12 protein-coding genes are annotated in these 20,623 nt (G+C 65.1%); 8 read left to right on the top strand and 4 right to left on the bottom strand.

The features are described 5' to 3' along the window. Nucleotides 1-161 precede the first annotated feature (161 nt). Together ACZ45O_RS08165 and ACZ45O_RS08160 are read right to left on the bottom strand one after the other, a co-directional pair. The gene (locus tag ACZ45O_RS08165) at nucleotides 162-2,030 is read right to left on the bottom strand and encodes a tetratricopeptide repeat protein (protein ID WP_464857308.1); all 1,869 of its coding nucleotides are present in this window, start codon (nucleotides 2,028-2,030) and stop codon (nucleotides 162-164) included. After that, nucleotides 2,027-2,302: a hypothetical protein gene (locus tag ACZ45O_RS08160; RefSeq protein WP_464857306.1), complete on the bottom strand. Its 276-nt coding sequence runs from the start codon at nucleotides 2,300-2,302 to the stop codon at nucleotides 2,027-2,029. Before ACZ45O_RS08160 ends, ACZ45O_RS08165 begins: the two co-directional genes overlap by 4 nt. Before the next feature lie 508 nt (nucleotides 2,303-2,810). Here ACZ45O_RS08160 and ACZ45O_RS08155 point away from each other — a divergent pair. The 8 genes from ACZ45O_RS08155 (at nucleotide 2,811) to ACZ45O_RS08120 (ending at nucleotide 17,368) form a co-directional block, all read left to right on the top strand. Continuing rightward, on the top strand, nucleotides 2,811-3,428 hold the full coding sequence (locus ACZ45O_RS08155) for a 50S ribosomal protein L25 (RefSeq protein ID WP_464857304.1): 618 nt from the start codon (nucleotides 2,811-2,813) through the stop codon (nucleotides 3,426-3,428). Between the two features lie 413 nt (nucleotides 3,429-3,841). Next, entirely contained in the window at nucleotides 3,842-4,987 is a 1,146-nt protein-coding gene (locus ACZ45O_RS08150) for a copper amine oxidase N-terminal domain-containing protein (protein WP_464857302.1), read from the top strand. Between the two features lie 14 nt (nucleotides 4,988-5,001). After that, complete coding sequence (locus tag ACZ45O_RS08145; RefSeq protein WP_464857300.1) at nucleotides 5,002-7,524, top strand: hypothetical protein; 2,523 nt, start codon at nucleotides 5,002-5,004, stop codon at nucleotides 7,522-7,524. Nucleotides 7,525-8,099: 575 nt separating this feature from the next. Further along, on the top strand, nucleotides 8,100-9,245 hold the full coding sequence (locus tag ACZ45O_RS08140) for a copper amine oxidase N-terminal domain-containing protein (protein WP_464857298.1): 1,146 nt from the start codon (nucleotides 8,100-8,102) through the stop codon (nucleotides 9,243-9,245). Nucleotides 9,246-9,262: 17 nt separating this feature from the next. Next, entirely contained in the window at nucleotides 9,263-11,779 is a 2,517-nt protein-coding gene (locus tag ACZ45O_RS08135; RefSeq protein WP_464857296.1) for a hypothetical protein, read from the top strand. 575 nt (nucleotides 11,780-12,354) lie between these two features. Further along, the gene (locus tag ACZ45O_RS08130) at nucleotides 12,355-13,500 is read left to right on the top strand and encodes a copper amine oxidase N-terminal domain-containing protein (protein ID WP_464857294.1); all 1,146 of its coding nucleotides are present in this window, start codon (nucleotides 12,355-12,357) and stop codon (nucleotides 13,498-13,500) included. A 15-nt stretch (nucleotides 13,501-13,515) separates the two neighbouring features. After that, a complete protein-coding gene (locus ACZ45O_RS08125; RefSeq protein WP_464857292.1) occupies nucleotides 13,516-16,035 on the top strand; it encodes a hypothetical protein in 2,520 nt (839 codons plus the stop codon). 112 nt (nucleotides 16,036-16,147) lie between these two features. Further along, entirely contained in the window at nucleotides 16,148-17,368 is a 1,221-nt protein-coding gene (locus ACZ45O_RS08120) for a hypothetical protein (protein ID WP_464857290.1), read from the top strand. Between the two features lie 38 nt (nucleotides 17,369-17,406). Here the strand turns inward: ACZ45O_RS08120 and ACZ45O_RS08115 are convergent, their stop codons facing one another. Together ACZ45O_RS08115 and ACZ45O_RS08110 are read right to left on the bottom strand one after the other, a co-directional pair. After that, on the bottom strand, nucleotides 17,407-19,917 hold the full coding sequence (locus ACZ45O_RS08115) for a tetratricopeptide repeat protein (protein WP_464857288.1): 2,511 nt from the start codon (nucleotides 19,915-19,917) through the stop codon (nucleotides 17,407-17,409). Nucleotides 19,918-19,955: 38 nt separating this feature from the next. Further along, complete coding sequence (locus ACZ45O_RS08110) at nucleotides 19,956-20,519, bottom strand: hypothetical protein (RefSeq protein WP_464857286.1); 564 nt, start codon at nucleotides 20,517-20,519, stop codon at nucleotides 19,956-19,958. Nucleotides 20,520-20,623 lie beyond the last annotated feature (104 nt).

The following is a 20,623-nucleotide window of genomic DNA, read 5'->3' as shown; positions in this document are numbered from 1 at the left end:
ATGGGAGCTGGCCTGACCAGGTGCAGGACCTGCATACACGGTTGCAGAGCCTACATGCACGTCAGAACGGTCTCCACGCACGCAAGACTTCTGACCGAATACAGGATCCACCTGCACGAGCAAAGGGACCCGCACTCCCCGATGGGGTGCGGGTCCTTTCCTCACCGGAGCAGCGGCCGCAGCTCGACCGGGACCACCGCGACCTTATGATTGCGCCCATCCACCTGGGCCCGGCCCACGTGCAGGATGCCGAGCGCCCGCAACCGCCCGATGGTGGAGGCGGGCGGCTTGTCTTCCCAATAGAAGCCGTCGCCGGTCTGGTCGCCGAACCGGCGGGTAAGCCGGTGCAGCTTCACCCAGCCGCCCTCCGCCAGAACGAAGCTGAGGGCTTCCCGCACCGCAGGCGGTTCGTCCGCCAGCACAGCCTGCAGCCGGTCGGCATCCAGCATCGCCGCGGCCAGGACCTTCTCCCGTTCGGGGCGGCGGCGCTGGGGCTCGATCGCGAAGCGCTGTGCGGCCGCGTTCAGCCAGGGGACCGGGATGCGCCGCAGGGCGGTGGCCAGCTTGACATCGAGGCGGATGGGACGCTCGTCCTGCTCCTCCCGCATGGCGTCCATGAATGCCGCGATGTAGGCCTGGTGGTCTTCGATGAAGCCGTGGTCGCCCTCTACTTCCGCCCGGATCGCAGCCTTCAGGCGTTCGAGGTCCCATAGGAAGTCGGGGGACAAGCGGCTGGCATCGATCTCATCGGCGAAGCGGCGGGCCGTCTCGATTTCGCCCATGTCCAGGTGGATCAGTGCCAACCGGAACAGTACCGCGGGCTGCTCCGGCATGAGATCATCCAGCATCCCCAGGAGCACCAGCGCCTCATCCAGCTTCCCCTGTTCCCGGAGGAAATCCGCCTCCAGCACCGCGGCGGGGGGATAGAGGACCGGCCCCTCCCGCAGTTCGACCACTCGCTTCATGGCGGCCTCCCGCTTTCCCTCCCGCCACAGGCGGAGCGCCTCGGCCACGGCGTCCTCCAGCTCCGGAATGGGCCCGTCGGGCACCTGCTTCATCTGCACGACGATCTCCGTCCGGCGGCCCTGGTGCACGACCGGGATGGGCTGGCCCGGCTCGAACACGCCCGCCTCCACCAGCGCACGGGCCGCGCCGAACTTGAGGCCGATGGGCAGGGAGGCGCTCTCCAGGATCCGCCGGCCCAGGTCCATCCCCCAGTCGCCGGTGCGGCGGATGATCTCCGCCACGAGCGTGACCTCTTCGTCCGGTTCCTCATCGGCCATGGCGAACACCGTCGCCAGCATGTACAGGCGGAGCGAGCCTTCCACCGGCAGCTTGTCGGCCTGCTCGGGCGTCAGGTTCCGCAGCAACTCGGCGTCAGGGGGGTCGCTGTCCAGCTGGAACGGCGGGATCACGCCCCTGTCCGTCCACTGCGCGACGAGGACGTACCCCGACAGAGGGCCGATCCAGGCGGGGTCGCGCACCCGCTCCCAGATGCGGATGGCCTGCCTGTACTTGCCCAGGTTGAAGGCGGCCACCCCCGCGAGGAAGGCGCCCCGGGCAAGTTCCCGCCCGGGCCAGCGGTTGTGGAGATCCAGGACGAGCCGGTAATCGCCCAGCTCCGTAGCAGCTTCCTTGATGATCGTCGTGTACTGGTTCCACTCCTGCTCCGTGCCAGCGAACGCGCGAAGGCGGAACCGGCCGGCCTCGAAGTCGCGGACCGCCCGCTGCAGGCACTCCCGGGCCCGCTGCAGGTCGCCCAGGGCGGTATAACAGCGGCTGGCCAGGGCGTGGCGGTACGGGTGGATCAGCGCGGGGTCCTGCAATTGGTCCAGCACCTGGAGCGCCTCGGCCGGCGTGTCCTGGTAGTAGAGGGCGGTCGCCCAGTTGTTGAGGGCAGCCACGAGCCCCGCCTCCTGCCACGCTTGCCGGAAGCAGGCGATGGCCTCGTCAAGCTGTCCCTGCTGCATGAGTTCGCTCCCCTGTGCGGTCAACGCGATCGCCTTTTCTGCGCTGGGCGGGTTTGTCATTCGTCTGGACCTCCCGGAGGTGGATTCGCGTAACACGATTTCCTGAGACCACTGTAACATCTGGTCACCGTTGCGGGGAAGCCCGGTCGCAGCTCATCCCCGGCGTTTCCCTCCTGCGTGCGGCCGGCCAGGATGAGGCGGCCGTCGGCCAGCATGGCCTGCAGCCGCCGGAAATGCCGCTCCACCGCATCGTTTTCCCCACGCGTCGGGTCGGTGACTATCTCCGGACGGACGGGCCGCAACAGGTAGAGCCACTGGCTCACCTGAATCACCCCAGATCCCCGTGTAAGAACGACTGGCCAATGAATGAGTCAATTACCGCACGCCTTGACCAAAGCCCTGCAATCGAGAGTGAACCTCGCCCACCTCAGGCTCGGAGCGTTCGCAAGACCCTCGACATGTTCCAATTCGGAACGGGCATTTTCGGGGGTGCGGGCGCTGCCTTCCCGGGCGTCGGCCTCGCCGGCTCGGTGGCCGTGCCGGCAGTGGGTATGGGCATCAGCTGGGCCCTGGACGACGGCTTCAACCGGCAAACGGACTTGGTAAGGAGGAGCATCCAGAACCACCGCGGGTGCGAGGCCGAGCAGGCGAAGATGAAGTCCATGAAGAGGCGGGCCCGACAGGAAGCCCGGCACCGTGGTGGCGGATTCATGGATAGGCCGTGGCTGGGGGTGGGAGAATATGCTTCCCAGAGTGTTGCGGGAAGCGGTATTTTATATATAGGGGGTGTTCCGGGTGGCCGGAGCACCTGCCAGACTTTCTTGACAGGGGGGATCGTCGATGAATGCAGTGTTGCAGTTGGAGGCCAGAACCCGGGAGACCGGTTCCCGGGCAAGCCGGCGGCTGCGGCAGGCCGGGTTCGTACCGGGTATCATCTACGGTCCCGGTGTGGAGCCGCTGGCCATAAGCGTTCCCACCATCCAACTGGAGCGGTTGGTCGACCGGCACGGCCGCGGGCATCTCATCAACGTCCACGTGGAGGGGGAAGCCAATCCCCGGCAGGTGGTGATCAAACAGCTTCAGCGGGACGTCCTGACCACTCAGGTTACACACGTCGACTTCCTGCAGGTCGATATCCACCGGACCATCACCCTTACGGTGCCCATCGCCGTTGTGGGGGAGGACCAGGCGAAGCGCCGGGGTCTGATCGTGACCCACGAGCTGGCCGAGGTGGAGATCAAGTGCCGGCCCACGGAGATTCCGGAGGTGATTACGCTGGACATCTCCGGCGTGACCGAGCCCGGGCCCGTGACGGTTGCCAGCCTTGCCGCTCCTCCCGGCGTCGAGGTGCTGGAGGATCAAGACACCGTCGTCCTCTCCTGCACCCTGGGTTTCGGGGGCGTGGCGGAGACAGAAGCGGAAGGAGAAGAAGGGACTTCTTCCGGTCCCGCGGCGTGAGCGGGAGAAGCATGTACCGGGGCACCCCCTGGACGGGAGTGCCCCGGTTTTTCTTCCCATCCCGTGGCCGATCGGGGCGCTCTCACCTCGGGCGGACTCCGCCGGACCAGGGAAGGATGGCGCGCCCTCCAAACGTTAGCCTGCGGATGGACCGGCCTAGACCTGCCCGACGAAAACTCCTGCGGGCGCTCACATTCGTGAGCGTCCGTTGTTAGTTTGGGTGAGGCGGTCCAGTCTTATCACGGTATAGGCGCTGCCCGCCTCCCCCTGAGTCGCTGTGTGGGAGCCTGTGCCCCTGGGAGAACTCGAACCCTGGGGTTTTCGTATTGGATATGTGAGAACCACTTCGTGGGGGAGAGTCAACGAAGATGCAGTGGGGACTTAGGCACCGGTCTATCTGGCTGGCTTGGCTGGTGGTCGCCGTTCTGCTGCTTCAGGCTTCCGTGGGTGTGGGGGCTTCGGAGGAAGCGGAACTGGACATCGAGATAGCGGAGTACCCGGCTGAGAATTACGACCCGGGTCCTGGCTGGCCGGAGGGCTGGTCGCCGCCGCCGGCGCCGGAGGAGATGTCTGATCGGATGCGGGCTAGGGTGGAAAAGGTGCTCGAAGAGCATCCGGAAATGTACGAGCGATACGACTGGTGGGTCTGGGAGCCGTTGCCGGCGTGGACGCAGGAGTATCCCTGGTATTGGGAGGAGGACTGGATGCGCTGCGGGACGACGATGCACGTCTACGCGTATCCAAAGCCGGATACTCAGCTGATCAGGCAAGTCTTCGGCCGCTCCTTTGGGTGGTCGCGCTTGTACTGGAAACCGTGCCGATACGAGCCCATCAACTCCATCACTGAGGCACGGGGGCTTAGTGAGGAGGAGAAGTTGGCTGAGGGGCGCGGAATTGAGTACGAGTATTGGATGGACAAGTCGCACCCCGGACTAGGGCGGGACGACGGGAGCGAGAGTAACGGTAGTCCAGATTACATCTACGTTTACCTGAACCAGGGAGACGCAGCAAAGCGGTTTGACACACCCGCCTACCTAGATACGACTGTGAACCGGGTGCGCGTGCCAATTCGGTTTATTAGTGAAATGATGGGTGCGGGCGTTTCTTGGGACGAGGCTGGTCGACGGGTGACGATTCATTTCCCTCCGGTGACACGTGAAGTGGTCAAAGCCGTTCCCGCTCCTGGGTACGACTACCCAGACCTGTTCGATCCTGAAGCATACCTTCCAAACGGTCACCGCTTCTTGCTCGAAAAGCGGACCGTCAGCACTCCAGAGCGAACTATTGTACTGACCATCGATCAGCCGATCGCCGTGGTGGATGGCGTTGAGGTACCCTTGGATGCACCACCAGTGATCCGCAACGACCGTACGATGGTGCCCGTCCGCTTCATCGCCGAGCAGATGGGGGCCAAGGTGTATTGGGTGGGGGCCGAGCCCATTTTCCGCCTTGACGATGGCACAATGTCGGGTACGTATCAGGTCCATATCTTCACACCGTTCTTCCCCCTATACGAGTATCCGAGCTGGTACCTGGAAAACCGGGCGGTGCGGTACTGAGGGGGTGGCGGACCATGAGGTGGCGACGCTGGATCGCCAGTGTCGTTATACCGTTGCTGGTTCTGGGATTCGGATCCGAGGCAGTTGCCCAAGACTGGATTACAAAAGGCGGTTCGCAGCAGCGTATGTCGGCCATATCGGATCCCCATGGCCTGATCGAGTTGACGCCGTACTGGGAGACACCGGCGCTGGGTGAGAGTGCGGCGCAGCCGGTGATCGTCGACGGAGTTATCTACCACCTCGCGGGTCTCTACCTTTGGCGGTTGGAGCTGGACGAACTGCACCGGCTGATTGGAACTCCTACCGAGGTTGAGGATCAGGTAAAGGGAAATAAAGTTGAGTTCAACCGGGCGCCTGGAGGTCCTTTTATCGCACCGCAGTCCAGCCCCAGTTATAGCCCCGAGACCGGCATCCTGTATTTCGGCACCGGCTACGGCTGGCTGTGGGCGTACCACACGAAGGAGAGATGGTTTCGCCCCGCTGAACTGGACTTGGGTTGCCCCATCGCTGGCTCTCCGCTTGTGATCCACGACCAGGGACGGGACATCGTGGTCGTGGCCGATCGGCCCAACTACCCTGGAGAGGAAAGCTTGCCCGAAGGGCGACCGCTATGCCCTCGTAGTCACGGGAAGGTCTGGGTAGTGCAGGGACTGGACCTGCCCGGTGCGGCGATCCGTTGGCATCATTATGAGGCAGTAACCAGTAAGCACGATGAGGGAGGCTTCGGTGGCTTTATCACTCCCTCGGCGGTGGCTGCTCCCTCACACGGCGAGAATCCTAGCTTCGTCATCGGTACCGATGGCTTCGAGGGCGGTCGGGCAATACGACTCGCCCTGGATCGGAACAACGACTATAGACCGTACAGGGTCTGGACCGTCGACGGATCAGCGGGCTTCGCTGGGAACTTCACGTCAGACGGAACCAACGCGTATTGGCTTGACACTAGGGGGCATCTTTGGGGAGCCTCGCTGGCCAAGGGCCGCGAACCCGAAGCCTGGTCCAGCTACTCCATCAACCTCCCTGCCCTCATCGGCGCCAAGAACGCGTTCACCAACACCGAACCCGCCGTCGTGGTCCAGCAGACCCCCGACGGCCCCGAGACCCACCTCTACATCACCCTGCGCAACTACACCGACACCGGCGTGGGCCTTCGTGACGGCCCCACCGGCAGCGATGGCGCGGTGGTCGCCATCGGCCCCGGCGGCGAGCTGAAGTGGTTCCGCAAGTTCGGCCCGGAGGAGCGGCTGGGCGAGCGGATGGCCTCCATGAACACCGCACCGCTGGCGCTGGTCAGCCGTGGGGCGCTCCTGTTCGGCGACGTGAACGGCTTCTTCTACAGCCTCGCGCTGGACACTGGGAACCCGGCCGGGGGCGACGCCAGGCCTGCGCTGATCCCACCGGAGGAGCGGGCGCCCACGGACCGGCTGTTTCTGCTGAAGCCAGGCGAGGCGCCCAACGTGGGACCGTACAGCTTCTCCCAGGTCTCGGGCGTGGGCGTCGATCCCGCCTTCGCCCACGGGCTCATGCTGGTGGGCGTCAACTACGAGGTGAACGGTGAGGCTTCCGGCCGGCTGGTGGCCTATCGGACCGGCGAGACCTACGACCTGCGGTGGCTGGATGCCCCGGGGCCCCTGGTGCTTGCGGAGGGTGAGCCGGCGGATCTGCATCCGCGGCTTCAGTTAGAGCTGACGTCCCGGACCTTGGCCGCGCTCTGCCCGAGCCCGCTGGCTGTACGGTGGTTTCTCACAGATGAAGGCGGGCAGCTAATCCGCGCCCTGGGAGAGGCGCCGCTGCCCGGCGATCTGGCGCCGGAGCAGCCCCACCCGGTGCCGCTGACGGTCACCCTCGCCGAGGGCGATCCGGCTGAGGGCCAGATCGTCGGCGTGATCGACCTGCCCTCGGTCTACGCGCTCAGCGCGCCGCACACGGCGAACCCGAGACTTGCGGTGGCCCGGTCCATCGCGTCCGCGCTGGGGCTTCCGGCGGAGAAGAGCTGTGCCGGGTCGGTGGCCGAGGTGGTGGAGCGGGAGGGGGAGCCCGGTCCGGAGGGCGGCCTCGCCAACAACGTGCTCATCGTGCCGTACAGCAGCCCGCAGCCGCCTGGTGAGCCCGACCATCCTGGCGGGGACGACGGGAACGGGAACGAGATCATCGACGACCCGTCGGTGGTGGATCTGGCCGTGCCGCAGGTGGCCGAGGCGGGTCGGCCGTTCGAGGTGGGCATCTACCTGGGGTATCAGAACAACTTGGGCCGCAGCGAGATCCGGGTCCCGCTCCGGCTCTGGGCGCGGCCTGAGGCGGGCGGTCGGGCGCCGGCCGGAGGATGGCAGAAGGTGACCATCGACCAGATGCCCTGCTGCAGCTTCAAGGCGGGCACGATACCGGGGCTGACCGCCGGGATCTGGGAGATCATCGCCGAGATTGATTACCCGGCAGATACCCGGCTGGAGAACAACCGGGCGATCCGCCGGGTGGAGGTGCTCGATCTGCAGTCGGGCGGGAAGGGCGGTGCGGAGGGTGGCGCCATCACGGACTGACGGCGGTGCCATGCCGTCCGGTGCCTTTACAGCCGATGGGGTAACGGCGTGTCGGGAGCGGCTGTAAGCTGGCAGAGAATGTGATGCGACAGTAAGAATCCCGGACCGACTCCCAGGGGTTGGAAGTGGATCCGGGGTGGGATATACTGGAAGAGGAGCCTGATCGGCCGGTGCCCTCGAAAGGGGGTGCTAACGGATGAAGATGTATGTTGAGCTCGATCCAGCAGTGGTGCTCTGGGCCATCATCCTTCTCCGTCTAGCACTTGCCGCTAAGTACTAGCGGTTGCTGACGTTTGAGATGTGGCAGCCGTCGTTCCGATCTTGGGGCGGCGTCTGCAGGCTCCCGGGCGCTCACATTCGTGAGTGCCCGTTGTTAGTTTGGGTGAGGCGGTCCAGTCTTATCACGGTATAGGCGCTGCCCGCCTCCCCCTGAGTCGCTGTGTGGGAGCCTGTGCCCCTGGGAGAACCCGAACCCAGGGGTTTTCGTATTGGATATGTGAGAACCACTTCGTGGGGGAGAGTCAACGAAGATGCAGTGGGGACTTAGGCACCGGTCTATCTGGCTGGCTTGGCTGGTGGTCGCCGTTCTGCTGCTTCAGGCTTCCGTGGGTGTGGGGGCTTCGGAGGAAGCGGAACTGGACATCGAGATAGCGGAGTACCCGGCTGAGAATTACGACCCGGGTCCTGGCTGGCCGGAGGGCTGGTCGCCGCCGCCGGCGCCGGAGGAGATGTCTGATCGGATGCGGGCTAGGGTGGAAAAGGTGCTCGAAGAGCATCCGGAAATGTACGAGCGATACGACTGGTGGGTCTGGGAGCCGTTGCCGGCGTGGACGCAAGAGTATCCCTATTACTGGGAGGAGGGCTGGATGGGTTGCGGCACAACGCTGCACGTCTATGCATATCCGGCTCCTGATACGCAGCTTATTTATCGGGTTTTTGGCCGTTCATTTGTTGTGAGTCGACTGTACCTGGAACCGTGTCGGTATGAGCCCATCAAGTCGATTACAGAGACCATCGAACTCAGTGAGGAAGAGAAACTGGCCGAAGGGCGCCGCGCTGAATACCTATACTGGGTGGATAAGTCGCACCCAGGCCTGGGGCGGGACGACGGAAGCGAAAGCAACGGCAGTCCCGACTATATTTACGTCTACCTGAACCAGGGTGACGCGGCGAAGCGCTTTGACACGCCAGCCTATCTGGATACGACAGTGAATCGGGTGCGGGTGCCCATCCGGTTTGTCAGCGAGATGATGGGAGCTGAGGTCTCATGGGACGAAGCTAGCCGGCGGGTGACGATTCATTTCCCTGCCGTCACCCGGGACGTGGTTAAGGTCGTTCCGACTCCAGGCTACGAGTACACCGACCTATTCGACCCCGAAGAGTACCTTCCGAACGGCCATCGCTTCCTGCTGGAGGAACAGACGGTGAGCACGCCGGAACGGACCATCGTACTGACCATCGATCACCCCGTGGCGGTGGTGGATGGGCGGGAGGTGTCTCTGGATGCGCCGCCCGTGATCCGCAACGATCGGACCATGGTGCCAGTTCGGTTCATCGCCGAGCAGATGGGGGCCAAGGTCTACTGGGTTGGGGCTGAGCCTATCTTCCGTCTTGACGATGGGAGTGCTTCGGGCACCTACCAGGTCCACATCTTTACGCCCTTCTTCCCCCTGTACGAGTACCCGAGTTGGTATCTAGAGAACCGGGCGGTGCGGTACTGAGGGAGGGTGCGCGGGTCATGAGATGGCGACAGTGGGTTGCGGTTGCGATCGCCGTCCAGCTGGCTTTGGTTCCCGGGCCTGCAGCCCTTGCCCGAGACTGGATTACCAAGGGCGGTTCACCACAGCGTATGTCGGTCGTATCTGAACCTCAAGGTCTCATCGAGTTAACGCCGTACTGGGAGACTGAGCCGCTCGGAGAAAGTGCTGCCCAGCCCGCCGTGGTTGACGGGGTGGTCTACCATCTAGCGGGCGACTACCTCTGGACGTTGAACTTGGACGAAATTCACCCCCCTGGCGCGGAGCCAACGCCGATCCTGGAGTCTGTTTCCGGACTGCCAGTTGCCTTCAATCGCGGCCCAGATGGGCCGTTCATCGCCCCGCAATCCAGCCCGACCTACAGTCCTGAAAGCGGCCTTCTGTATTTCGGCACCGGGTACGGTTGGTTATGGGCATACCATACGAAGGAAAAATGGTATCAGCCGGCCCGATTGGACTTCGGATGCCCTATCGTGGGTTCTCCGCTGGTCATTCATGACCGGGGGCGGGACATCGTGGTGGTGGCGGATCGACCCAACTACCCGGGAGAGGAGAGCAGACCAGAAGGGCGGCCGCTCTGCCCGCGGAGCCACGGTAAGGTCTGGGTGGTACAGGGTCTGGATAATCCGGGCGGCAATCCGACTGCAAGGTGGTATGAGGCCAGTACCACTAAGAGTGACGAAAGCGGTTTCGGAGGTTTTGTGACTCCCTCCGCTGTGGTGGCACCTCCACACGGCGAGAACCCTAGCTTCGTCATCGGTACCGATGGCTTCGAGGGCGGGCGGGCGATACGGCTCGCCCTGGATCGCAACAACGACTACCAGCCATACCTAGTTTGGACGGTCAACGGATCAGCGGGCTTCGCCGGGAACTTCACGTCAGACGGAACCAACGCGTATTGGCTTGACACTAGGGGGCATCTTTGGGGAGCCTCACTGGCCAAGGGCCGCGAACCCGAAGCCTGGTCCAGCTACTCCATCAACCTCCCCGCCCTCATCGGCGCCAAGAACGCGTTCACCAACACCGAACCCGCCGTCGTGGTCCAGCAGACCCCCGACGGCCCCGAGACCCACCTCTACATCACCCTGCGCAACTACACCGACACCGGCGTGGGCCTTCGTGACGGCCCCACCGGCAGCGATGGCGCCGTGGTCGCCATCGGTCCCGGCGGCGAGCTGAAGTGGTTCCGCAAGTTCGGCCCGGAGGAGCGGCTGGGCGAGCGGATGGCCTCCATGAACACCGCACCGCTGGCGCTGGTCAGCCGTGGGGCGCTCCTGTTCGGCGACGTGAACGGCTTCTTCTACAGCCTCGCGCTGGACACTGGGAACCCGGCCGGGGGCGACGCCAGGCCTGCGCTGATTCCACCGGAGGAGCGGGCGCCCACGGACCGGCTGTTTCTGCTGAAGCCAGGCGAGGCGCCCAACGTGGGACCGTACAGCTTCTCCCAGGTCTCGGGCGTGGGCGTCGATCCCGCCTTCGCCCACGGGCTCATGCTGGTGGGCGTCAACTACGAGGTGAACGGTGAGGCTTCCGGCCGGCTGGTGGCCTATCGGACCGGCGAGACCTACGACCTGCGCTGGCTGGATGCGCCGGAGCCCCTGGTGCTCGCCCGGGATGAGTCGGCGGATCTGCATCCGCGGCTTCAGTTAGAGCTGACGTCCCGGACCCTGGCCACGCTCTGCCCGAGCCCGCTGGCTGTACGGTGGTTTCTCACAGATGAAGGCGGGCAGCTAATCCGCGCCCTGGGAGAGGCGCCGCTACCCGGCAATCTGGCGCCGCAGCAGCCCCACCCGGTGCCGCTGACGGTCACCCTCGCCGAGGGCGATCCGGCTGAGGGCCAGATCGTCGGCGTGATCGACCTGCCCTCGGTCTACGCGCTCAGCGCGCCGCACACGGCGAACCCGAAGCTGGCGGTGGCCCGGTCCATCGCGTCCGCGCTGGGGCTTCCGGCGGAGAAGAGCTGTGCCGGGTCGGTGGCCGAGGTGGTGGAACGGGAGGGGGAGCCGGGTCCGGAGGGCGGCCTCGCCAACAACGTGCTCATCGTGCCGTACAGCAGCCCGCAGCCGCCCGGCGAGCCCGACCATCCTGGCGAGGACGACGAGCAAGCGATCATCGACGACCCGTCGGTGGTGGATCTGGCCGTGCCGCAGGTGGCCGAGGCGGGTCGGCCGTTCGAGGTGGGCATCTACCTGGGGTATCAGAACAACCTGGGCCGCAGCGAGATCCGGGTCCCGCTCCGGCTCTGGGCGCGGCCTGAGGCGGGCGGTCCGGCGCCGGCCGGGGGATGGCAGACGGTGACCATCGACCAGATGCCCTGCTGCAGCTTCCGTGCGGGCACGATACCCGGGCTGACCGCCGGGATCTGGGAGATCATCGCCGAGATTGATTACCCGGCAGATACCCGGCTGGAGAACAACCGGGCGGTCCGCCGGGTGGAGGTGCTCGATCTGCAGTCGGGCGGGAAGGGCGGTGCGGAGGGCGGCGCCATCACGGACTGACGGCGGTGCCATGCCGTCCGGTGCCTTTACAGCCGATGGGGTAACGGCGTGTCGGGAGCGGCTGTAAGCTGGCAGAGAATGTGATGCGACAGTAAGAATCCCGGACCGACTCCCAGGGGTTGGAAGTGGATCCGGGGTGGGATATACTGGAAGAGGAGCCTGATCGGCCGGTGCCCTCGAAAGGGGGTGCTAACGGATGAAGATGTATGTTGAGCTCGATCCAGCAGTGGTGCTCTGGGCCATCATCCTTCTCCGTCTAGCACTTGCCGCTAAGTACTAGCGGTTGCTGACGTTTGAGATGCGGCAGCCGTCGTTCCGATCTTGGGGCGGCGTCTGCAGGCTCCCGGGCGCTCACATTCGTGAGCGTCCGTTGTTAGTTTGGGTGAGGTGGTCCAGTCTTATCACGGTATAGGCGCTGCCCGCCTCCCCCTGAGTCGCTGTGTGGGAGCCTGTGCCCCTGGGAGAACCCGAACCCAGGGGTTTTCGTATTGGATATGTGAGAACCACTTCGTGGGGGAGAGTCAACGAAGATGCAGTGGGGACTTACGCGCCGGTCCTTGTGGCTGGCCGGGCTGGTGCTCGTCGTTCTGCTGATTCAGGCTCCCGTGGGGGCGGGGGCTTCGGAGGAAGCGGAACTGGAAATCGAGATAGCGGAGTACCCGGCTGAGAATTACGACCCGGGCCCTGGCTGGCCGGAGGGCTGGTCACCGCCGCCGGCTCCGGAGGAGATGTCTGATCGGATGCGTGCTGTGGTGGAGCAGGAACTCAGGGAGCATCCGGACAGGTACGATGGGTACGAATGGTGGGTCTGGGAGCCGTTGCCTGCCTGGACGCAGGAGTATCCCTGGTACTGGGAAGAGGACTGGATGCGCTGCGGGACGACGATTCACGTCTTCGCCTATCCAAAGCCAGATACGCAGTTGATCTGGCAGGTCTTCGGCCGAGATTATGGGTGGTCACGGCTGCTCCTGAAGCCGTGTCGGTATGAGCCCATCAAGTCGATTACGGAGACCATCGAACTCAGTGAGGAAGAGAAGCTGGCTGAGGGCAGGGGCATCGAGTATGAGTACTGGATGGACAAGTCTCACCCAGGGTTGGGTCGCGATGACGGCAGGCAAAGCAACGGCAGCCCCGACTATATTTACGTCTATTTGAATCAAGGCGACGCGGCCAAGCGGTTCGACACTCCTGCCTACCTGGATACGACCGTCAACCGAGTACGAGTGCCGATTCGTTTCGTCAGCGAGATGATGGGCGCCGAGGTTTCGTGGGACGAGGCCAATCGGCGGGTAACCATTTACTTTCCTGCCATCTCTCGTCAGGTGATGAAAGCTGTCCCAGCGCCTGGATACGACTACCCTGACCTTTTCGATCCTGAAGCGTATCTTCCCAACGGTCATCGCTTTGTGTTGGAGGAGCAGACTGTCAGTACTCCGGAACGGATCATCGTGCTGACTATTGATCACCCCGTGGCCGTAGTGGATGGCCGCGAGTTCCCATTGGATGCACCGCCGGTGATCCGGAATGACCGGACGATGGTGCCCGTCCGGTTCATTGCCGAGCAGATGGGGGCCAAGGTCTACTGGGTGGGAGCGGAGCCGATCTTCCGTCGTGACGATGGGAGCCTGTCGGGTACCTATCAGGTCCACATCTTCACGCCTTTCTTCCCCCTGTACGAGTACCCCAGCTGGTACCTGGAGAACCGGGCTGTGCGGTACTAAGGGGGTGGTCGAAACATGAGGTGGCGACGGTGGGTTGCGGCGATGGCGACGCTGTTGGCCCTGACGCCGCAATCGGTGGCGGAGGCTGAAGACTGGATAACCAAGGGAGGCTCGCCGCACCGTACGTCAGCCGTGTACGGATCCCACGGCCTGATCGAGATGACGGAATACTGGCAGACCAGACCATTAGGTGAGAGCGCGGCACAGCCCGTGGTGATCGACAGGGTCATTTACCACTTGGCGGGTGCTTACCTGTGGCAGTTGGAGTTGGATGGACTCAAGCGGCTGGTCGGAGACCCTGCGGAGGTTCACGATCCAATAAAGGGCAAGGCAATCGAGTTCAACGTCGCAGCGGGAGGCGCCTTCATCGCTCCACAGTCCAGTCCCACTTATAGTCCCGAGACCGGTGTACTGTATTTCGGTACGGGCTACGGCTGGCTATGGGCCTATCACACCAAAGAGGGCTGGGCTCAGCCGGCAGAGTTGGGTTTCGGTTGTCCCATCGTGGGTTCACCAGTGGTCATCCATGATCAACGTCGGGACATCGTGGTGGTAGCAGACCGGCCCAACTACCCGGGGGAGGAGAGCCGGCCCGAAGGGCGACCGCTCTGTTCCCGCCATCACGGTAAGGTCTGGGTGGTCCAGGGACTGGACCGGCTCGATGGATCCGTCCGCCGGCAGGTCTACGAGGCTATAACTAGCAAGCAGGATGAGGGAGGTTTCGGCGGCTTCATCACTCCTTCTGCAGTGATGGCACCGCCTCATGGCGAGAACCCCAGCTTCGTCATCGGCACAGACGGCTTCGAGGGAGGGCGGGCAATACGACTCGCCCTGGATCGCAACAACGACTACCAACCTTACCGGGTGTGGACTGTCGACGGATCAGCGGGCTTCGCCGGGAACTTCACGTCAGATGGCACCAACGCTTACTGGATGGACACCAGTGGCCGCCTGTGGGCTACAAGCTTAGAGGAGGGCCGCGAACCCGAAGCCTGGTCCAGCTACTCCATCAACCTCCCCGCCCTCATCGGCGCCAAGAACGCGTTCACCAACACCGAACCCGCCGTCGTGGTCCAGCAGACCCCCGACGGCCCCGAGACCCACCTCTACGTCACCCTGCGCAACTACACCGACACCGGCGTGGGCCTTCGTGACGGCCCCACCGGCAGCGATGGCGCCGTGGTCGCCATCGGCCCCGGCGGCGAGTTGAAGTGGTTCCGCAAGTTCGGCCCGGAGGAGCGGCTGGGTGAGCGGATGGCCTCCATGAACACCGCACCGCTGGCGCTGGTCAGCCGTGGGGCGCTCCTGTTCGGCGACGTGAACGGCTTCTTCTACAGCCTCGCGCTGGACACCGGGAACCCGGCCGGGGGCGACGCCAGGCCTGCGCTGATTCCACCGGAGGAGCGGGCGCCCACGGACCGGCTGTTTCTGCTGAAGCCAGGCGAGGCGCCCAACGTGGGACCGTACAGCTTCTCCCAGGTCTCGGGCGTGGGCGTCGATCCCGCCTTCGCCCACGGGCTCATGCTGGTGGGCGTCAACTACGAGGTGAACGGTGAGGCTTCCGGCCGGCTGGTGGCCTATCGGACCGGCGAGACCTACGACCTGCGCTGGCTGGATGCGCCGGAGCCCCTGGTGCTCGCCCGGGATGAGTCGGCGGATCTGCATCCGCGGCTTCAGTTAGAGCTGACGTCCCGGGTCCTGGCCACGCTCTGCCCGAGCCCGCTGGCTGTACGGTGGTTTCTCACAGATGAAGGCGGGCAGCTAATCCGCGCCCTGGGAGAGGCGCCGCTGCCCGGCAATCTGGCGCCGGAGCAGCCCTATCCGGTGCCGCTGACGGTCACCCTCGCCGAGGGCGATCCGGCTGAGGGCCAGATCGTCGGCGTGATCGACCTGCCCTCGGTCTACGCGCTCAGCGCGCCGCACACGGCGAACCCGAAGCTGGCGGTGGCCCGGTCCATCGCGTCCGCGCTGGGGCTTCCGGCGGAGAAGAGCTGTGCCGGGTCGGTGGCCGAGGTGGTGGAACGGGAGGGGGAGCCCGGTCCGGAGGGCGGCCTCGCCAACAACGTGCTCATCGTGCCGTACAGCAGCCCGCAGCCGCCCACCGAGCCTGGCCATCCTGGCGGGGACGACGGGAACGGGAACGAGATCATCGACGACCCGTCGGTGATGGATCTGGCCGTGCCGCAGGTGGCCGAGGCAGGTCGGCCGTTCGAGGTGGGCATCTATCTGGGGTATCAGAACAACCTGGGCCGCAGCGAGATCCGGGTCCCGCTCCGGCTCTGGGCGCGGCCTGAGGCGGGCGGTCGGGCGCCGGCCGGGGGATGGCAGACGGTGACCATCGACCAGATGCCCTGCTGCAGCTTCCGTGCGGGCACGATACCGGGGCTGACCGCCGGGATTTGGGAGATCATCGCCGAGATTGATTACCCGGCAGATACCCGGCTGGAGAACAACCGGGCGATCCGCCGGGTGGAGGTGATCGATCTGCAATCGGGCGGGAAAGGCGGTGCGGAGGGCGGCGCCATCACGGACTGACGGCGGTGCCATCGGCGACTGAGGCGCTGCCATCAGACCGACGCTGAAGGTATCTCCAGTCCCCGTGTTAAAGTCTTAACAGGACACACACCTGACCAGGGAGTTGAGGTCGATGAACACAGACCCGCCCGATCCGCGCCGGGGGCAGGTCCGCTCGCTGGAGGCGGCCCGAACGGACCACCTCGTCCGCCGGTTGCGGTCGAAGCTGATGGCTTATCTCCGCGACGACGAGACGGAGATCTCGGTGGGCTGGGGGATGGTACGCTTCTTCCCCCCGGAGCTGTTTGACGAGGTGGAACCTGAGGCACGGAGCCTGGCGGTGGACTGGCTGGCCTTCGTGTTCCCGGGGGAATGGAGGATTCCCCTGGCCCGGCAGTTGGCGGAGGATGATGCGTCGCTGTCGCAGGAGGAGCGCGCGACCCTGAACGCCTGGGCCGACAGGGCGGCGCCGGGCTTCTTCCGCGTGGAGTCGGTCTCCGGCCGGCAGGCCAGGCTGGTCCGCCTCCCCGATGATGCGCCCTTCGCGGTGAGAGGGGTGCGGGGCGGGGTGCTGACGCCGGGAGACCTGCTCGTGACCTGGCTGCTGCCCACGGGACCGGCTTACTACCTCGGCATCGAAACGGCGTTCGTGGACGGGGAGCTGACAGATGGCCTGCGCCACATCCTTCAGGTGGAGATGGAGTTGCTCCGGCGGCAGCAGCCCCGTGCCACCTGGGATGACCTCTACCGCACCTCCTGGCCGCGGATCGTGTGGGCTGTCGGTGTGCTGGCCAACGATGCGGATGTGTTCCGCATCCACGCGCCGCCGGGTCCGTCCGTGCTGTGGGATGGCCGGCCTGTGCCGGACGCCCCGCCATGGTGGGAGCGGACCGCCGAGTGGGCGCGCGGGTTGGCTGAAACGAGTGTGCCTGTCCACGAAGAGCCGGGCGATGGGATCGAGCGGCTCTGGTGGGATGCCGCCCTGACCCTCAGGCCGAAGCAGGAGCGCACGGCGGCATCCTGGACGGCGGCGGTCGTCTATGCCTTCCGGCGCTACGTGCTGGGCGACCCCACCGTGACGCAGGCCGAAGTGGCGGAGCAGTGCTGCGTTTCGCCAGCCACCGTGGGGAATCGCAGCCGGCAGATCGTAAAGGCGCTCGGGCTGGAGCCGTTCGACCTCCGCTACGTGGACCTGCTGGCCAGGGATGTGCGGATCCTCTGGGAGGTGCACTGCATCGGCGCGCTCGGTTCCCCCGCACTGTATGGCGGGATGGATGTGGCGAAGATGTCGCCCGAGGACAAGCTGCTCCTTCACGCGGTCCTGCGCGATATGCTCCGGTATCTGAACGAGTGACGGGCGGGATTCCACGGGAATCCCGCCCGTCCGCGTTGTCAACCAAGCAGTTCCCGCAGCTCCACCGGCACCACGGCAACCTTATGGTTCCGCCCATTGATCGGCGCCCGGCCCACGTGCAGGATGCCCAGCATCCGCAGGCGCCCGATGGTGGAGGCCGGCGGCTGCTCATCCCAGTGGAAGCCGTCGCCGGTCTGGTCGCCGAAGCGGTGGGTGAGCCGGTGCAGCTTGACCCAGCCGCCCTCCGCCAGCACGAAGTCGAGGGCCTCCCGCACCGCCGGCGGCTCCTCGGCCAGCGCCGCCCGCACGCGGCCGGAATCGAGCAGCGCGGCGGCCACGGCCTTCTCCCGTTCGGGCCGGCGGCGCTGGGGCTCGATCGCCAGCCGCTGGGCCGCGGCGTTCAGCCACTGGACCGGGATGCGCCGGAGCGCCGTGGTCAGCTTGACATCCGGTCGGATGGGCCGCTCGTCTTCCTCTTCCCGCATGGAATCCAGGAAGGAAGCGATGTAAGCATCGACGTCCTCGATGAAATCGTCCTCCTCGCCGATCGCGTCTTTCATGGACGCCAGATCCTCCTGGAAAACGGGCGGCAAGTCCTCCGGATCGATCGCGTCGAGGAGCTGCCGCACGGTGTCGGCGTCGCCCTTCTCCAGGTAGACCGCGGCCATGTTGAACAGCACGTAGGGGTGGTTGGGCATGAGGTTATCCATCATTTCCAGCAGGATCAGGGCCTCATCCAGCTTCCCCTGCTGCCGGAGGAAGTCCGCTTCCTGCATCACAGCCGGGGGGTAGACGACGGGGTTGTCGTGCAGATCGGTCAAAAGCTTCATGGCGGCCTTGCGCTTTCCTTTCTGCCACAGGCTGCGGGCCTCCGCCAGAACCTCGTCCAGCTCCGGAATCGGCCCGTCGGCCAGCCGCTTCATCTGAACGACGACCTCAGTGCGGCGCCCGTCAATCACCATGGGGATGGGCTCGCCCGGTTGGAACACGCCCGCCTCCGTCAGGGCACGGGCTGCGCTGAGCTTCAGGCCCCTGGGCACGGTTGCGGCCTCCAGGATCCTGCGGCCCAGGTCGATGCCCCAGTCGCCGGTGTGGCGGATGAGCTCCGCCAGCACCGGGACGTCTTCATCGGGATGCTCCGCAGCCGCGTCAAAAGCCGCGACCAGCATGAGTAGGCGCAGGGATGCATCCATGGGCAGTTCGGCCAGCTCGTCGGGGGTCAGCTTGCGGAGGCGATCCGTGTCGGGCATGCGGGCCTCCAGCCGGAACGGCGGGATCACGCCCCGTTCGGCCCACCCGGCCACGATGGTGTACCCCTGCAGAGGGCGCACCCACTGCGGATCGCGGACCCGCTGCCAGATACGGATGGCCTGGGTGTACTTGCCCAGGTTGAACGCCGCCACCCCTGCGACGAAGGCGCCATGTGCCAGGTCTCTCCCCGGCCAGCGGTTGTGGAGTTCCAGGATGAGTCTGTACTCCCCCAGGTCGGCCGCCGCGTCTTTGATGATCATGGTGTATTCGATCCAGGCCTGTCCCCCGTCGGGTTGGGTGTGGAGGCGGAAGCGGCCGGCGTCGAAGTCGCGGATCGCCTTGCGCAGGTGTTCTCTGGCCTTCTTCGTGTCACCCAGGGCGGAGTGACAGCGGCTGGCCAGCGCATGCGAGAACGGGTGGATGAGGGCGGCGTCAAGGAGCGGTTCCAGCACGTGCAGTGCCTCGTCGGGCTTGCCGTGGAAGTAGAGCGCGGTCGCCCAGTTGTTGCGGGCGGCCGTTAGACCTGCTTCCTCCCAGGCCTGCCTGAAACAGGCGATGGCCTCCTCGAGGCGACCCTCCTGCAGGAGCCGGCGACCCTGGTCATCGAGCTCCATGGCCTTCTGTTCGCGGGGCGAGTTCGTCACTGGCGTTTCCCTCCCGGGGGGCAGATTGTGGCGGATATGCTGTTGTTGATTACTATAACATTCCTGCCCTTCGATTGGGGAGGAGGGGTCGAGCGTGACCATCAGGACCAGGAGTCGGCGGGTTTCGCCGAAGACCTTATTCCCGAACTGCTCGACGAAGAGAGCCCGGAGCTGAGTCTGCGACATGTCCTGACCTTCTCCTTGATGTTGCGGCTCGTCCGACTTCCACTTCGCCTCGCCCAACACAACCGTGCGGTTCCCGATTAGTAGAAAGTCGAGTTCGGGGCCGTTTGTGGAGCCGGGCTTTTGGGGGTGGGGTATACGCCGCCAGAGATCGATTTCACAGACTTCATCAGGCTCAGCTTCAGGGTCGAGGAGCTGCATGAGCCACCAGGCAAACTGCACGCGCTCGTGCGGTTGGGCATACATGAGGGGGCCAAAATAGTTCCAGGTCAGCGCATCCTCGCTGTTGATGGATTGTAGGTCGCAGTAGTAGCCGAGTTGGTGAGTGAGCAGGGAGTCGTGCTCATGCGGGGTGTGATTGCTCTTGATGAGCTTCTGCACAATCGGGGCCGGCGGCCAGACGATGCCCGCGACCCGGAACAGCTGGGCGTCAAACCGCTCGAACCGCAGTACGTCACTCTGGCTGTACACCCCGCGGAGGGAACGATGACCCTTCCAGCCGCGAAGCGTTACAATGCGGGCCTCAGGCATTGTTTCACCTCAATTTCGCCTCTCATGCAGACCTCGTATGCCCCACCAGCCTGGCCCGCTCCAGCACCTGCGCTGCCTTCCCGTGCGTGGGCTCGAACCGGTCGCCGGCCCATTCCATCACCGCCTCGAGCGGGGGCTGCATAGGGTCTCGTCCACCACCCGGTAGCCGAAGCCCAGGTGGTGGGGGAGGAGCGCCTGGAGCTGAGGACCTCGACCGGCAGGTCGGGCACCAGGGTGCCGCATAGCCGGATGCGGGAGGCGCCGACGGCGTTCTCGTAGCGGAAGAGGTAGACCCCGGGCGCCACGTCCGGGACGGGCTGGTCGCCGATGGAGAGGGCGATGTCGGGAAGGGGCGGCTCCACCGTAATCCGGTACGGGGCCCACTCCCAGAGGATGAAGGGAGAGAGGCCGGGCAGGGCTTCTGCCAGGTTGGGCCGGTGTGCCGGCCTCGCGGCCGCGGGACCGGCGTGCTGGTCGATGGTGATGGTGATGTGGGGGGAGGAATAGACGACGGCACCTGGGCGGTACTGCCAGCCGGTCACGGGGGTCACCTCCCCTTGTGTGTATTCTCAGGTGTGTGGCCTATTCCTACCGGCAAGGAGGACTGGATGGCATATTACAAGGAAAGCGAAGCCGTTGCGGCTTC

The organism is Symbiobacterium turbinis (assembly GCF_055383075.1).
The sequence above is the reverse complement of the archived record's forward strand: the minus strand, read 5'-3'. Positions and strand labels throughout refer to the sequence as shown.